This is a genomic window from Microbulbifer pacificus (assembly GCF_033723955.1).
Taxonomy (GTDB): domain Bacteria; phylum Pseudomonadota; class Gammaproteobacteria; order Pseudomonadales; family Cellvibrionaceae; genus Microbulbifer; species Microbulbifer pacificus.
The window spans coordinates 2,544,904-2,560,094 of record NZ_CP137555.1 but is presented as its reverse complement, the minus strand read 5'-3'; the positions used below and the strand labels follow the sequence as shown (position 1 = coordinate 2,560,094).

The 15,191-nt window shown below is 59.6% G+C and carries 12 protein-coding genes; 8 read left to right on the top strand and 4 right to left on the bottom strand.

From position 1 onward, the window contains the following. The first annotated feature begins 233 nt into the window (after positions 1–233). The 5 genes from speA to R5R33_RS11050 all read left to right on the top strand — a co-directional run bounded on the left by speA (position 234) and on the right by R5R33_RS11050 (position 6,958). Positions 234–2,156 carry a biosynthetic arginine decarboxylase gene (gene speA, locus R5R33_RS11070; protein WP_318952760.1) on the top strand — a complete coding sequence of 641 codons (1,923 nt, stop codon included), beginning with the start codon at positions 234–236 and terminating at the stop codon, positions 2,154–2,156. A gap of 218 nt (positions 2,157–2,374) precedes the next feature. Next, complete coding sequence (locus R5R33_RS11065; protein WP_318952759.1) at positions 2,375–3,574, top strand: saccharopine dehydrogenase family protein; 1,200 nt, start codon at positions 2,375–2,377, stop codon at positions 3,572–3,574. A gap of 64 nt (positions 3,575–3,638) precedes the next feature. Then, complete coding sequence (gene nspC / locus R5R33_RS11060; protein WP_318952758.1) at positions 3,639–4,832, top strand: carboxynorspermidine decarboxylase; 1,194 nt, start codon at positions 3,639–3,641, stop codon at positions 4,830–4,832. 403 nt (positions 4,833–5,235) lie between these two features. Continuing rightward, positions 5,236–6,108 carry an agmatinase gene (gene speB / locus R5R33_RS11055; RefSeq protein WP_318952757.1) on the top strand — a complete coding sequence of 291 codons (873 nt, stop codon included), beginning with the start codon at positions 5,236–5,238 and terminating at the stop codon, positions 6,106–6,108. A gap of 217 nt (positions 6,109–6,325) precedes the next feature. After that, complete coding sequence (locus R5R33_RS11050) at positions 6,326–6,958, top strand: DUF6515 family protein (RefSeq protein WP_318952756.1); 633 nt, start codon at positions 6,326–6,328, stop codon at positions 6,956–6,958. Positions 6,959–6,987: 29 nt separating this feature from the next. Here the strand turns inward: R5R33_RS11050 and R5R33_RS11045 are convergent, their stop codons facing one another. Next, entirely contained in the window at positions 6,988–8,106 is a 1,119-nt protein-coding gene (locus R5R33_RS11045) for a winged helix-turn-helix domain-containing protein (RefSeq protein WP_318952755.1), read from the bottom strand. A 120-nt stretch (positions 8,107–8,226) separates the two neighbouring features. Here R5R33_RS11045 and R5R33_RS11040 point away from each other — a divergent pair, with 120 nt between their 5' ends. Next, entirely contained in the window at positions 8,227–9,045 is an 819-nt protein-coding gene (locus R5R33_RS11040; RefSeq protein ID WP_318952754.1) for a cyclase family protein, read from the top strand. Positions 9,046–9,051: 6 nt separating this feature from the next. On the opposite strand, the gene bioC is transcribed toward R5R33_RS11040, so the two are convergent. Genes bioC through bioB form a run of 3 tightly spaced genes read right to left on the bottom strand, consistent with a single transcriptional unit; the run spans position 9,052 to position 12,891 of the window. Beyond that, positions 9,052–10,608: a malonyl-ACP O-methyltransferase BioC gene (bioC, locus tag R5R33_RS11035; RefSeq protein WP_318952753.1), complete on the bottom strand. Its 1,557-nt coding sequence runs from the start codon at positions 10,606–10,608 to the stop codon at positions 9,052–9,054. Beyond that, entirely contained in the window at positions 10,605–11,810 is a 1,206-nt protein-coding gene (bioF, locus tag R5R33_RS11030; protein WP_318952752.1) for an 8-amino-7-oxononanoate synthase, read from the bottom strand. Before bioF ends, bioC begins: the two co-directional genes overlap by 4 nt. Positions 11,811–11,823: 13 nt before the next feature. Beyond that, the gene (gene bioB, locus R5R33_RS11025; protein WP_318955726.1) at positions 11,824–12,891 is read right to left on the bottom strand and encodes a biotin synthase BioB; all 1,068 of its coding nucleotides are present in this window, start codon (positions 12,889–12,891) and stop codon (positions 11,824–11,826) included. 205 nt (positions 12,892–13,096) lie between these two features. Between bioB and R5R33_RS11020 the strand changes: the two genes are divergently transcribed. Continuing rightward, positions 13,097–13,810 carry a ComF family protein gene (locus R5R33_RS11020; protein WP_318952751.1) on the top strand — a complete coding sequence of 238 codons (714 nt, stop codon included), beginning with the start codon at positions 13,097–13,099 and terminating at the stop codon, positions 13,808–13,810. A 173-nt stretch (positions 13,811–13,983) separates the two neighbouring features. Beyond that, positions 13,984–15,129 (top strand): beta-ketoacyl-ACP synthase III, encoded by a 1,146-nt coding sequence (locus tag R5R33_RS11015; RefSeq protein WP_318952750.1) that lies wholly within the window; start codon positions 13,984–13,986, stop codon positions 15,127–15,129. The last annotated feature ends 62 nt before the right edge of the window (positions 15,130–15,191 follow it).

Here is a 15,191-nt window from a genome sequence, read left to right as displayed (position 1 = left end):
CGACTCTCTCGAGTCGCCTTTTTTATTTGTGGCGCCGGAGACTCTTCCTATCACCAGGTTAGTTTTTCGGTCCTATAGTTTAATTTGGACTAAAAAACTGAATAAAAATTTAGTTTTATCCTTTAAAAAACGGCCATGTTTCTTTTCTATAGTTATTGCTTTCCACATACTCAGGCCCCAAGATTCGCGCCCCTGATTATCCTTACCGTCCCTCATTTTACGAACGAGGCGCCATGAAACAGCAACAGATCGAAAACTGGACCTGCGAAGACTCCGCAGACCTCTACGGCATCCGCAACTGGGGTGCTGGCTATTTCAATTTGAACGACGCCGGTGAGATCACGGTTGAGGTAACCAACACGGCCGGCACGACGCATTCCGTGTCGCTGATGGACATCGCCCACGGCGCCAACGAGCGCGGGCTGGGTATGCCGCTGCTGGTGCGTTTCGAGAACCTGCTGGAAGCGCAGGTCGCGCGCATCAACAATTCTTTCCGCAGCGCTATCGAGAGCTGCGGCTACCGCAACAAGTTCCGCGGCGTGTTTCCGATCAAGGTGAACCAGCAGTGCCAGGTGATCGAGGAGATCGCCAAGGTCGGTCGCCAGTTCGGCCACGGCCTGGAAGCGGGCAGCAAGGCGGAACTGATTGCAGCGCTGTCGATCCTCGACAACACCGAGGCACTGATCGTGTGCAACGGTTATAAGGATGAGGAGTTCATCAACCTGGGCCTGCAGGCCCAGCGTCTCGGTGTGCAGGTGTTCTTTGTGGTGGAAACCCCCTCAGAGGTGGACACCATCATCCGCTGTGCAGAGCGCGAGAAAGTGGAACCCAATATCGGTGTGCGCGTGAAGCTGGCGAGCAAGGTGGGCGGTTACTGGAATGCCACCAGTGGCGACCGCAGCATTTTCGGTCTCGGCAGTAACGACCTGATCGCGATGGTCGACAAGCTGCGCGAACACAACATGCTGAACTGCCTGAAGCTGCTGCACTACCATCTGGGCTCCCAGGTACCGAATATCCGCGATATCCGCACCGGCGTGCTGGAAGCCTGCCGTTACTACGCGGATCTGGTGGAGGAAGGCGCTGCCATGGGCTTCCTGGATCTGGGCGGCGGCCTGGCGGTGGACTACGACGGCTCCAAGACCAACTATACCCACTCCAAGAACTACTCCCTGGACGAGTACTGCGTGGACGTGGTGGAAGCCATCATGGGCACCATGGACAGCGAGGGCGTGGAGCACCCGGTGATCATTACCGAGTCGGGCCGCGCGACGGTAGCCTATTCGTCGGTGCTGCTGTTCAACATTCTCGACACCACCAGCTTCGAGCCCATCGAACTTGAGGACGACCGCATCGGCGAGGATTCCCACCCGATGTTGAAGTACCTGCAGCACGCGCTGAAAAACGCGGCGACAAAGAACCTGCAGGAAAGCTACAACGATGCGCTCTACTACCGCGATGAGATCCGCGCGCTGTACCTGCACGGGCAGGTGAGCCTGCGGGACCGCGCGCTGGCGGAAAACCTGTTTTTGCAGTGTGCGCAGAAGATCCGCAAACTGCTGGACGAAGTGGAAGAGGTACCGATGGACCTGCAGGCACTGCCGGAGGTGCTGTCGGACATTTACTACGCCAACATGAGCGTGTTCCAGTCGCTGCCGGATATCTGGGCGATCGATCAACTGTTCCCGCTGGCGCCGGTACACCGCCTGGATGAAGCGCCGACGCGCTCGGCAATCATTGCGGATATTACCTGCGACTGCGACGGCAAGATCGACCGCTTCATCGATCGTCAGGATGTGCGCAAGACACTGCCGTTGCATGCATTGAAGGACGGCGAGGAGTATATTCTCGGAGCGTTCCTGGTTGGCGCGTACCAGGAGACCCTGGGCGACCTGCACAACCTGTTTGGCGATACCAACGTGGTAAGTGTGCACATTGAAGAAGACGGCCATGTGAATTACAGCCGTGAAATTCACGGTGACAGCATTGCCGATGTATTGAGCTATGTTGAGTACTCGCCGCAGGACCTGTTCGAGCGTTTCCGCAAGCTGGCGGAAAGCGCGGTGAAGAGTGGCAGAATTACCGCGCAGCAGCGCAAGGAAATTCTGCACACTTATACGGCGAGCATGAGTGGGTATACCTACTTCGAGAAGTGATTCGTCACGTTAAATAAGTCTCAAGGTAGAAGGTTAATTTCCTTCTATTTTGATTTCGTACTTCGTAGCCTTTTTACTCCTTGGTTACTTCGAAGTGCTGAACGTGATGGGAAGGACCTGCTGGTGGCCCAGTAAAAGGGTACCACCAGCAGACTCGCCACAAATTTGTCTACCAGGTTTCACAAGACCTGAAAGAAGCTAAAAAAAGGGAGAACAAAATGGCCAACGTTCTGATTGTCGGCGCCGGTGGCGTCGGTCAGGTGGTAGCACACAAGTGTGCGCAAGTAGAGGAAGTGTTCGAGAACATTACCCTCGCCAGCCGTACCAAAGCCAAGTGCGACAAAATCGCAGACATGCTGCCGCGCAAAATCGACACCGCGGAAGTGGACGCCGATAACGTGAGCGAAATGGTCGCCTTGATCGAGAAGGTCAAGCCCGACATGGTCATCAACGTGGCACTGCCCTACCAGGACCTGCACATCATGGATGCGTGCCTGGAAACCGGCGTGCACTACTTGGATACCGCCAACTACGAACCGCTGGACGAGGCGAAGTTCGAGTACAGCTGGCAGTGGGCCTACCAGGACAGATTCGAAAAAGCCGGCCTGATGGCGCTGCTCGGCAGTGGCTTCGACCCTGGTGTCACCAGTGTGTTCACCGCCTACGCGAAGAAACACCACTTCGACCGCATCAAGACCCTCGACATCCTCGACTGCAACGCCGGCGATCACGGCCTGCCGTTTGCCACCAACTTCAACCCGGAAATTAACATTCGCGAAATCACTGCGAACGGTCGCTACTGGGAAAACGGCCAGTGGGTAACCACCAAGCCGATGGAAGAAAAGCGGGTGTTTGCCTTCCCCGAAGGCATCGGCGAAAAAGACCTGTACCTGCTGTACCACGAAGAGCTGGAGTCCCTGTCCAAACACTTCCCGGAAATCGAGCGTGCGCGCTTCTGGATGACCTTTGGTGCCAGCTATCTGAAACACCTGGAAGTACTGCAGAACGTGGGCATGACTGGCATCGAGCCGATCGAATTCCAGGGCCAGCAGATCGTGCCGATCCAGTTCCTGAAGGCGCTGCTGCCCGACCCGGCCAGCCTCGGCCCGCTGACCAAGGGCAAGACCTGTATCGGCAACATCATCAAGGGCACCCCGCAGGGTGGCGGCGAAGACAAGATCTACTATGTCTACAACATCTGCGACCACCAGGAGTGCTACAAGGAAGTCCAGTCCCAGGCAATTTCCTACACCACCGGTGTACCGGCAATGATCGGTGCCAAGATGATGATGGAAGGCAAGTGGATGAAGCCCGGCGTGTGGAACATGGAGCAGCTGGATCCGGATCCCTTTATGGCCGACCTGAACAAGTACGGTCTGCCCTGGCAGGAGACCTGGCTCGACAAGCCGTTCGTCTAAGACCGCCAATCCCGGGCCGCAAGGTCCGGGATTTTTGCCAATTGCAGCTGTAAGAAAAATTGTTATGGATTTGACGCCCCGCAAAGACTACTTCGGCGAATTTGACCCCAGCCGTGTGCCTACACCCTGCTTCGTGGTGGATGAAATCGCCCTGCGCGACAACCTCGAAGTCCTGGCCGATGTGCAGCAACGCAGCGGTGCCAAGGTACTGGCCGCGCTGAAAGCGTTTTCCATGTTCAGCATCGGGCACATTGTCGCTGAATATCTTTCCGGCACCTGCGCCAGTGGCATTAACGAGGCGAAACTGGGATTCGAGGAGTACGGTGGCAAGGATCTCGGCAAAGAGGTTCACGTGTTCAGCGCCGGCTACAAGGAGCAGGAGCTGAAGGAAATTCTCGAGTTCGCCCACCATGTGATCTTCAATTCCTTCTCGCAGTGGAAGCGCTACAAGTCCCTGTGCCTGGAAGCGCAGAAGAAGCGTCCCGAGCTGCAGTTCGGCCTGCGTATCAATCCTGAACATTCCGAAGGTCACACGCCGATCTACGATCCCTGCGCCCCCTGCTCGCGCCTGGGTATAGTGCGCTCGCTGTTTGACGGTGAGGATCTCACCGGCATCAGCGGCCTGCATTTCCACACCCTGTGTGAACAGGATTTCAAACCGCTGGAGCGCACGATTGCAGCCGTAGAGGAAAAATTTGGCGATCTGATTCCGCAGATGGAGTGGATCAACTTTGGCGGCGGCCACCATATCACCCGCTGTGATTATCAGGTGGAAGAGCTGATTGCCGCGGTGAAGGCGTTTTCCGAGAAGCACGGCGTGCAAGTGTATCTGGAACCCGGCGAAGCGGTAGCGCTGTTTTGCGGCGTGCTGGTGGGCGAGGTTGTAGACCTGACCTGGAATGGCAAAAACCAGGCGATCCTCGATGTGTCTGCCACCTGCCACATGCCGGATGTGATCGAGATGCCGTACCGCCCGGAAATCACCGGTGCATCACTGCCAGGGGAGTTGCCACACAGCTATCAGCTGGGCGGGCAGAGCTGTCTCGCCGGCGACCGTATTGGCGAATACAGCTTTGCTGATCCGCTGAAAATCGGCGACAAAATCGTATTTGAGGAAATGGCCTACTACACCATGGTCAAGACAAACACGTTCAACGGCATCCCACTGCCTTCGATTGCTTTGTGGAATTCCGATACCGATGAGCTCAGGCTCATTAAAGAATTCGGTTATGAGGACTTTAAGGGTCGTCTTTCTTGATTTTTGATAGCCCGCTGCTTCTCGCTTTTTAGCGAGCTCGGTGGCGGGAAAGCACCGGGTACAGGTTTTCGGGACCGCTGTGAACCCATCCCTGGGCGCTGCGGCGCAAACATCCTGTTTGCGACGCTCCCGAAAACCTGTACCCGGTACTTTCCCTTAAATTCCAATTTAATTACTTCGTAAGGCCATGTGAGTGAGGCTACGAAGGTATACACGCAATGCGAAGGCCGAGTGCCGGGTATCTGTTTTCAAAAGCGTCGGCGACAGGGACGTCGCCGACGCAGCGTACAGGGATGTATTCCCAGGGGGGCGCCTAGCCCGGTTTTGAAAACAGATACCCGGTGCTCGGCCGCCACTAGAGGTTCTATAGGACCACTCAACCTAGAAGCACCAGGCCAAAATTATGCACACCGAAGACCCCAATATTTTCCTCGGCTCCGAAATCGAACAACCGAGGCCAGAAGACGCCCTGTTTCACATCCTGCCAATCCCCTACGAAGAGACCGTCTCCTACGGCGGCGGCACCGGCAAGGGCCCGGCGGCGATCATCGAAGCCTCCCACCAGTTGGAAACCTTCGACAACTTCTCCTCCCCCTGTGAGCTCGGGATCTACACCCGCGAAGCGGTGGATGTCAGCGGCCCCGCCGAGCAGGTGATGGAGAACATCGCCAGCGCCACCCGCGAAATCCTGGCCATGGGCAAAATGCCCGTGGGCATCGGCGGCGAACACTCGGTCACCTGGGGGATCATCAAGGGTTACCTGGATGCCGGGATCACCGACTTCGGCGTGGTGCAGATCGACGCCCACGCCGACCTGCGCGACCGCTACGAAGGCCACAAGCACAGCCATGCCAGCGTCATGCGCTTGGTGTGTGAGGCGGGTATTTCGCTGTTCCAGTTGGGCATCCGCGCCTACTGCGAAGAAGAGATGGACGCGCGCAAGCAGTACAACGTCGGCTACCTGGACGCGCACCAGCTGGTACCGACCCAGGTGCAGTCGTTTGAGCTGCCGGAGAACTTCCCCAGCAAGGTGTTCTTCACCCTGGACATCGACGGCATGGACCCCTCGGTCTTCCCGTCGACCGGCACTCCGGTGCCCGGCGGGCTCGGCTGGTACCAGACCCTGAACCTGTTCGAGTCGGTGGCCAAACAGCGGCAGATCATCGGTTTCGACCTGCTGGAGTTCGCGCCCATCGAAGGTTTTCACGCCTATGAATTCGGGGCCGCGCACCTGCTGTACAAGCTGATGGGTATCGTTCAGCGCAACCAGCGCTGAAATCAACAAACCGGTTCGGTGCATTTTGCGCCGAACCGGTACCTCCCCTGCGGGTAACCGACGCCCGAATTTACCACCAGACTTTTCCACATCCTGTGGATAACTTCCGTGGTGGGCTGACAATTCTTAACGCAGGTGCGGACGTGGCACGTAGCGCCCCTTCGTAAATGCGGTTATTATTTGTTCAATAGTAAGCACTCGCTCGCAGGGGGATTCCATGAACAAAGCGGCCAAATTCCTTTTGTTCGGAACAGGACTTGTCGCGCTGCTCTCTTTTGCCTTCGCGGCACCAGCAGACGCGCATTCAGGCTACCGCGGCCACCATCACGGCCACGGTTACTGGGGCCCGCGCTTTGGCGGCCCGCGTATCGGCATTGGCGTTACCGTGCCCATTCTGCCGGCCGGTTTCGTGAACGTGGCAGTGGGTGGCGTGCCCTACTACTACCAAGGCGGCTATTACTACCGCCCGGCGCCCGCCGGATACATGGTGGTGAACGCGCCCCTCGGTGCGGCGGTGCTGACACTGCCGGCGAGCGCGGTGCAGGTCCAGATTGGCGGATTTACCTATTACCAGTACGGCAGCGCCTACTACCAGTGGCATCCGCATATGGGCCGCTATGTGGTGGTACCGCAACCGGCAACCGTAGTGGCCAGCGCCGCACCAGTGGCTGTGGCCCCGGTGGTGGGCGCGACCCAGCCGGCTTACGCACCGGGCCAGGTAGTGGATAACCTGCCGGTGGGTTACACCGCAGAAGTGATCAACGGTATCCAGTATTACCGCTACGGCGGCCACTACTTTATGCCCACCCAGCGCGATGGTCATGAGGTGTATGTGGTCGTTCAGGTCTGACGACGAGTAGCTGCGATCCCGTTAATAGATCAGAGGCCCTCGGCGGCCAGTCCGTGATAACGGGCGAAATCGCCGAGGGCCTTGTTGTATCCGGACAGCAGAGCGCTGCCCGGCGGACTTCGCCAGTGCAGGGCCTTCACCCGCAACAGGCCCGCTTCCCGGTCCGCCTTCAGGTCCACCACCCCCGCAAAGCCATCCCGGTAGAGGATCGGCAGGCAGAAGTAGCCGAATTTCCGTTTGGGGCCCGGCACGTAGCATTCCAGCTGGTAGTCGAAACCAAACAGCCGCTTCAGGCGTTTGCGCTGCAGTACCAGCGGGTCGAACGGCGACAGCAACCGCACCTTGCGCGGCGCCGCTGGCGGCTCTACCTCCATATCCTCGGTCAGTATCAGTTCCTTGCCCACTGGCAGCAATTCACCGCTTTTCAGCATCCCTTCCACTGCTTGCACAACCAGGTCTTTGTCATGTTTGCGCAGGTAGCTGATCTCTTCCGCACGGCCCAGCCCCTGGGCGCGCAAAAAGCTGCCCACCAGATGGCGTCCGTATTCGGCTTCGCTCGCCGCTGACGTCTTAACATCTGCGGGCAGCAGGCGCTCCGGCAGGTCGAACACCTTCTGGAAGCCCTCGCGGTGGCTCACCATCAGCTCGCCCTCGTGGAACAGCTGCTCCAGCGCTTTTTTCTCCTCGCTCCAGCTCCACCAGCCGCCCTTGGCGCGCACAAAATCACTGGCCTTCAGCGGGCCCTCGGCGCGGATGCGATCCAGTACGAAACGGCACAGCCTGGCGTTCCTCTCGAACCAGTGTTTTTGCCCGTCGCGGATACGATCCATACGGATGCGCGCAAAGCGGTAGTTATCCACAGGCAGGTAGGCGGCGGCGTGGGACCAGTACTCGAAAATCTGCCGCTCACGCTCGGCGCTTTCCAGCGCGCCAATCAGATTAGCCTCTCGCAGCCGCGGCAGACGGACATGCAGCTGGTGCAGATGGGCGCGGGTGATCACCTGAATGGCATCCAGTTGCAACGCGCCCAGATACCCGATCAGGCCGGCGACGTCGCCACTCCACGGGCTGTGTACATACTGCCGCGCCAGCACCAGCGCGCGGGTGCGGTCGGCTGGCAGAGACGGCGCTTTGGTATAGGCTTTCAACTGCTGGTGCGTCCGTTGATCAATTTGGGATGACGAATAAGCTGATCACTATCCCCTCACGGGCGAACCGGTTCAAGTTCCGCGCAGCGAGAAAATAATCGGAAAAACACGGAGAGTTGAATGAACGGCAAGACGCGCCATTGCCCCGCAACAATTACCCGCTGGCTCACCGTATTCTGCCTGGTGCTCGCGAATGTCGCCGCTGCGGAGAACTTTCCGCAGGGACGCTGGGTAGACCTCTCTCACGACTTTGCCGACGACACTATCTACTGGCCCACCGCCGACAAGTTTGCCAAGACCACCGTGTTCGCGGGTGAAACCGACAAGGGCTATTACTACTCCGCCTACAATCTGGCCGGCGCAGAGCACGGCGGCACCCATGTGGATGCGCCGGTACATTTCAGCCGCGATCATTTGTCTGTGGACAGGATCCCACTGCAACAGTTGATCGGCCCCGGTGTAGTAATCCGTGTGGCGGACCGCATCGGTGAGGACCGCAATTACCTGATCACCGTCGCCGATATCGAGCGCTGGGAAGCGCGGCACGGCAATATCGCAAAAGGCAGTATCGTGCTGTTCGACACCGGTACTGCGCGCTTCTGGCCGGACCCGGAGAAATATATGGGTACCGCCGAGCGCGGCGAGCAGGCAGTGGCAAAACTGAATTTTCCCGGCCTGTCACCGGAGGCGGCACAGTTTCTGGTGGAAAAGCGCGAGATAAAAGCGGTGGGTCTGGATACGCCGAGCATCGACTACGGCGCCTCACGCCTGTTCGAAACCCACCGCACCCTGTTCGCCAAGAATATTCCGGCGCTGGAAAATGTCGCCAACCTGACGGACCTGCCGGAAACAGGATTCACGCTGATTGCACTGCCGATGAAAATTCGCGGTGGCAGCGGTGGACCGACACGGATTGTCGCGTTCGTTCCAGAAAAATAACCCCGCTCAGCGGGAGGCAGCCGCGTGCAGCGTGGCCGTTTGCGACTGCCGCTGGGCCAGGGTGAGATACAGCACCTGATAGGTCGCCGGCAGGCCGGTATCGCTGCGCTGCTGCTCGTATGCCGCGGTGAGTTTGCAGAGCTTCTCACGGCTCAGCAATCCCTTGCCCGCATCGCGATTGACGTTGTGGGCACCGATACTCTTCAGCTCGCGCATCAGGGTCTTGATGTTGTCGAAATGCAACACGCGCTGCTCCGTGGTCACCGTGCAATCCAGCCGGTTGTGTTCGCAGGCACGCTGCCACTCCTCCGCCGGCAGGAAGCGATTGACGTGTACGTTGTCGTCCACCGCCGTCCAGCTGCGCTCCAGTTCGCGCAGGGTTCCCGGCACCAGCGTGGAAATCAGTGCATTGGCGCCCGGTGCCATCACGCGGCGGATTTCCGCAAACAATTGCGGCAGGCGATAGCACCACTGCAGCGCAAAGCTGGAAAACACCAGATCGATACAGCCGTCCGCCAGTGGCAGCTGCTCCGCGTCCGCGGCCACATAGCCGTTGCTGACCGGTCGATGGGTGCGGGCGTAACTCAGCATTTCCGGTGCCAGATCCAGTGCAATGATTTCCGCATCCGGGTAGCGCTTGCGCAATAACTCACTGCCGTAACCGGTGCCACTGCCGAGATCGAGAATCCGCTTGGGCGACCTGTTTTCGCCAACACGGTTTTGCGGTTCGCGGTCTATCAGCTCCCGGCAAACGGCGCGTTGCAGATGGGCGGCGGCATCGTAGCTTTCTGCAGCGCGGCCAAAGGCCCGCGCCACCGAGGTTTTATCCATCGGCGCCCGCTGTCCGCTCTCGCGCCCGGAAAAACCGGTTACCAGTGCGGCGATCTCTGCCGGGCGGCTCAGATGCGGGCAGTGCCCCGCCCCCGCAATTAACGCCACCTCGCAGCCCATTTTTTCAATCTCTGTTGCCGCTGCCGACGGGACCAGCGCATCGCCCTTGCCGAAAATATGCAATGCCGGAATCTTCAGCGCGGGCAGCACTGTGCGGTTGTCGAGGTCGCCGAGACCTTCCAGCGCATCGCACCAGCCTTCCGGAATGGATGGTGGCTGCCAGCCCTTGAGGATCTTCACCAGCCCGCGCATATCAGAATCACCGCGGGCTTCCAGCCCACAGAACCGCTGCCAGTTTTTTTCCGGCTGCTCGCGCTGGGCATTACAGAATTCTGCGAACACCTCCGCTTCCATTCCCGGCCATCCGTCGCGCGAAACAAAACTGCCGTTGGCGGCGATGGTGACCAGAGCTCGGACTTTTCTGCTGCGTGCTGCGAGTTGCACCGCGAGCATGCCACCCAGGGACCAGCCCAGCAGCAGGCAGTTTTCCGGCAATTGTGCGTCCAGCTGTTCCAGTAAAATTTCAGTTTTTGGCCAGGGTTCCTGCGCGCGCGCGCCGAACCCCGGCAAATCGAGCGCCACTGTCTCGTTGAAAAAACCATCCAGCTCACGCAGCAGCGGCTGCCAGCAGCGGGAATCCCCACCCCAGCCGTGGATCAACGCAATATTCATACCGTTGCCTCCACCGCAACCAGTGCGCTCACCAACGCCTGCAGCAGGCCGTCGATCTGTGCCTCACCGTGAGACGCGGAAAGGGTAATGCGCAAGCGCGCGGTACCCGCGGGCACCGTGGGTGGACGTATCGCGCCGACGAGATAACCGGCACGCTGCAGCTGCGCACTGACCGCCAATACTTTTTTTTCACAGCCGAGCACCAGCGGCTGTATCGCACTGGTGGAATTTTCCAGCGGCAATTGCAACTGCGCCGCGCGCTCGCGGAAATACTGGATGCGTTTATTTAATGTCTGGCGCAGGGGTAATTCCTGCATCAGCTCCAGCGCCCTCAGACAGCCGGCAGCCAGCGCCGGCGGCATACCGGTGGTGTAGATATAGGTGCGCGCAAACTGAGTAAGGTAGTCGATCAGTGCCCGCGAACCCGCGACAAATGCACCGCCGTTACCGGCCGCCTTGCCGAGGGTCCCCATAACGATGGGCGCCGTATTCTGGTCGAGCCCCGCGGCAGCGGCGCTGCCGGCACAGGGAAAAAACTCACTCCCCATGACGCCAAAGCCGTGGGCCTCGTCCACCATCAGCCAGGCGTCGTACCGATGACACAGCTCGGCCATCTGCGCGAGCGGCGCGGTGTCGCCGTCCATGCTGTAGACGCCGTCGACCGCCAGCAGGATTTTGCCATTACCTTTTTCGCGCGCGCGCCGCAGTTGTCGTTCCAGTGCGGTGAGATCGTTGTGGGCAAAACGCAGAAATTCGGCACCGCTGATGCGCCCGCCGTCGATCAGCGAGGCGTGATTGAGCTTGTCCTGCACCACATAATCGCCGCGCCCGATCAGCGCGTTGATTACACCCATGTTGGCCATATAGCCGCTGCCAAACAATAGCGCCGCTTCGCGGCCGGTGACCTCGGCAATTTTGTCTTGCAGTTTTTGGTGGACTTCGAAATGGCCATTGACCAGATGGGAAGCGGTGGCACCGGCACCGAGCAGAGCGCCGCGCTGCTGGGCGGCTATCACTTCCGGATGGACGGCGAGACCCAGGTAGTCATTGCTGCTGAAGGTGACCAGCTCACGGCCGTCGACGATTGCCACCGGCCCGGGGGCGGCAGCCAGTGTTTTATGACTGCGGTACAACTGCTGCGCCCGGCGTTCCGCCAGGCGCGCGTCGAGAAAATCCTGCAGGCTGTTCACGGCATCAGTCACAACGTTTTAAAACTTATGCCTTGGCGGCGTCGTAAAAGAACGGGGCATTCTGCTGCTCGGTAATCTGTGCCTGCAGTCCCGCTTCCACTACTGTCTCGTCCTCGTACTGCTGGTACTCCTCCGGCTTGATGCCGAGGCGCGCGAACAGCTGCATATCCTTGTTGGCTTCGGGGTTGGCGGTGGTCAGCAGTTTTTCGCCGTAGAAAATAGAGTTGGCGCCGGCGAGGAACGCCAGCGACTGCATCTCGTCGTTCATGGATTCACGACCGGCGGAAAGGCGCACGTGGGATTTCGGCATCATGATGCGGGCCACGGCGATACAGCGGATAAACTCAAAGGGGTCGAGGTCCTTGTTGTTTTCCAGCGGGGTGCCGGCCACTTTTACCAGCATATTGATCGGCACGGATTCCGGGTGCTCGGGGAGATTGGCCAGCTGCATCAGCAGGCCGGCGCGATCCTTTTCCTCTTCACCGAGGCCGATAATGCCGCCGGCACACACCTTCATACCCGCCGCGCGCACATTCGCCAGGGTGTTCAGGCGGTCTTCGTAGGTGCGGGTGGTAATGATGTCGCCGTAGTATTCCGGCGAGGTATCCAGGTTGTGGTTGTAATAGTCGAGCCCGGCGTCCGCCAGGCCCCTGGCCTGCTCGTCGCTCAGCATGCCGAGGGTCATGCAGGTCTCGAGACCCAGGGCTTTCACCTCACGCACCATCTGGGTGACGTACTGCATGTCCTTGTTCTTGGGCGAGCGCCAGGCGGCGCCCATGCAGAAACGGGTGGCGCCGCTGGCCTTGGCCGCGCGCGCCTCCTCCACCACCTTTTCCACCTTCATCAGCTTCTCGCGCTCGAGGCCGGTGTCGTAGCGGGCACTCTGCGGGCAGTAACTGCAGTCTTCCGGGCAGGCGCCGGTCTTGATGGAACATAGGGTGCTCACCTGCACCCGGTTGGCGTCAAAGTGCTGGCGGTGCACCAGTTGCGCGGTGAACATCAGATCGCTGAACGGCAGTGCGAACAGGTCCAGCACCTGCTGGCGAGTCCAGTCGTGGCGAACCTCGCCGTAATTGGAAGAAGCGTTGGACATTTGCGGGTTGGCAGTCACTGGGATTACTCTCCTCGGAGGCCACTCGACTCAAGCGTCAATTTTGGCCGGGGATCGGACTTTTCGGTCTGTGAAGGCCTGCAAGTGTAGCGGTGGCCCTTTCGCTGTCAACCGAGAGAACCAGGCAAGGTTTACAAGTCCGCAATTGCGGTGACACGGCCAAGCAATCAGGGAGGATTGCCCCAGGATGCTGCGACTCTTTGGCCAGCTGCTTGACCGCAGTCTGGAATCCAGTCTCGCCCGCTGCCTGCTGTGTGGCGCGAGTCAGCAGATTCATTCCGGCATCTGTGCGCCCTGCCGCAGCGACCTGCCGATCATCCGCCACGCCTGCACCCAGTGCGCGTTGCCGCTCGAGAACACCGGCGACCGAACCTGCCCACGGTGCCTGCAACAGCCGCCACCGCAAAAGCTCAGCTATGCCTGCTGGAGTTATGCCTATCCGGTGGCACAGCTGATCCAGCGCCTAAAATATCAGCGGGACTTCGCCGCCGGGCGCACCCTGGCCGAACTGGCCGCAGAACAGATCGGGCAGAAGCTTCACTCCGCCGCCCCCCCGGATCTACTGGTTCCCATACCGCTGCACTGGCGCAGGCAACTCACCCGTGGCTACAACCAGGCGCAGCTGATCGCGGATATCCTCGGCAAGCACTGGCAGGTCCCTGTGGATAACCACGCCCTGCGCAAGGTGACCCGGACCGACAGCCAACAGCAGCTGCGCCGCAACGAACGGCTGAAGAATCTTGCACACAGCTTTGCCGCCTCTTCCCGGGTGCAAGGCTTGCATATCGGCCTGGTGGACGACGTGATCACCACCGGCGCCACTCTCGAGGCGGCCACCCAGTCACTCCTGGACAGCGGCGCAAGTCGGGTGAGTGCTTACGCCCTGGCCAGAACCCCTTGATATCCAGCCAATTCCCCCCTCTGACCATTCGGTACCCTAGTACACATTCCTAGACCGGGCCGACCCGCGGCGGCACAATAGTCGCCCTTTGCAGCCACTGTGCAAAAAATCACCGGCTGCTAACGTTATAAAAGAAGCTCGCCGAGCAGGCGTGAAGTACGGGATTTAGCATGATGAGCGAATACAAGATGCCCCGGGGCATTGTGATCAGCGGTACCGGCCTGTGGACCCCCCCGGACACCATTACCAATGAAGAGCTGGTGACGGCACTCAATACCTTCGCGCAAAAGTACAACCGCGAAAACGCCGCCGCTATCGAGGCGGGCGAGCTGGAAGCCAAACCCTTTTCCTCCGCGGAATTCATCGAAAAGGCTTCCGGTATCAAGAGCCGCTATGTGGTCAGCAAGGAGGGGATTCTCGACCCCGAGCGTATGCGCCCCTACCTGCCGGAGCGCGCCGATGACGAGCTGTGCCTGCAGGCGGAAATGGGTCTGAAGGCGGCCAAGCTGGCACTGGAAAAGGCCAACAAGAAACCGGAAGACATCGATGCGGTGATCGTCGGCGCCTCTTATCTGCAGCGCTCCTATCCCGCCATCGCCATCGAGATCCAGGGTGCACTCGGCATCGACGGCTTTGCCTTCGATATGGAAGTCGCCTGCTCCTCTGCGACCTTTTCCCTGCAGCGCGCCGTAGACGCCATCAGCTCCGGTTCCGCCAAGGCGGTGCTGGTGATCAATCCGGAACTGGCGTCACCCCAGGTGGATTACACCGATCGCGACAGCCACTTTATTTTTGGCGATGTGGCGGTGGCCTCGGTGGTTGAGCGCAAGGATCTCTGCAACGCAGACACCGCGTGGGAAATCCTCGGCACCAAGGCGAAGACCGTCTTTTCCAACAATATTCGCTCCAACTTCAGCTACACCGCCCGCGCCGCGGATGTCGACCCCTATGGCGACGGCAAGCTGTTCCGCCAGAATGGCCGCAAGGTGTTCAAGGAAGTCTGCCCGATGGCCGCTGAACACCTGGAGAACCAGGTACAGGAGCTGGGCATGACCCCGGCCGCCATCGATCGCTGGTGGCTGCATCAGGCCAACATCAACATGAACAACCTGATTGCAAAAAAGCTAATGGGTGACGACGCCAGCATCGAACGCGCGCCGATCGTGCTGGACCGCTTCGCCAACACCGCCTGCGCGGGTTCGGTGATCGCGTTCAATCTGCACAGCGATGATCTGCCGGTAGGCAGCAAGGGCGTGATCTGTTCTTTCGGTGCGGGCTATTCCATCGGCAGTCTGGCGCTGGAAAAAGTCGCGGTTTAATTGACTGCCCTTGTCCGGGGGCTCGACAACATCGGCCCCCGGCTTCCCCTCCTCAAATCCCA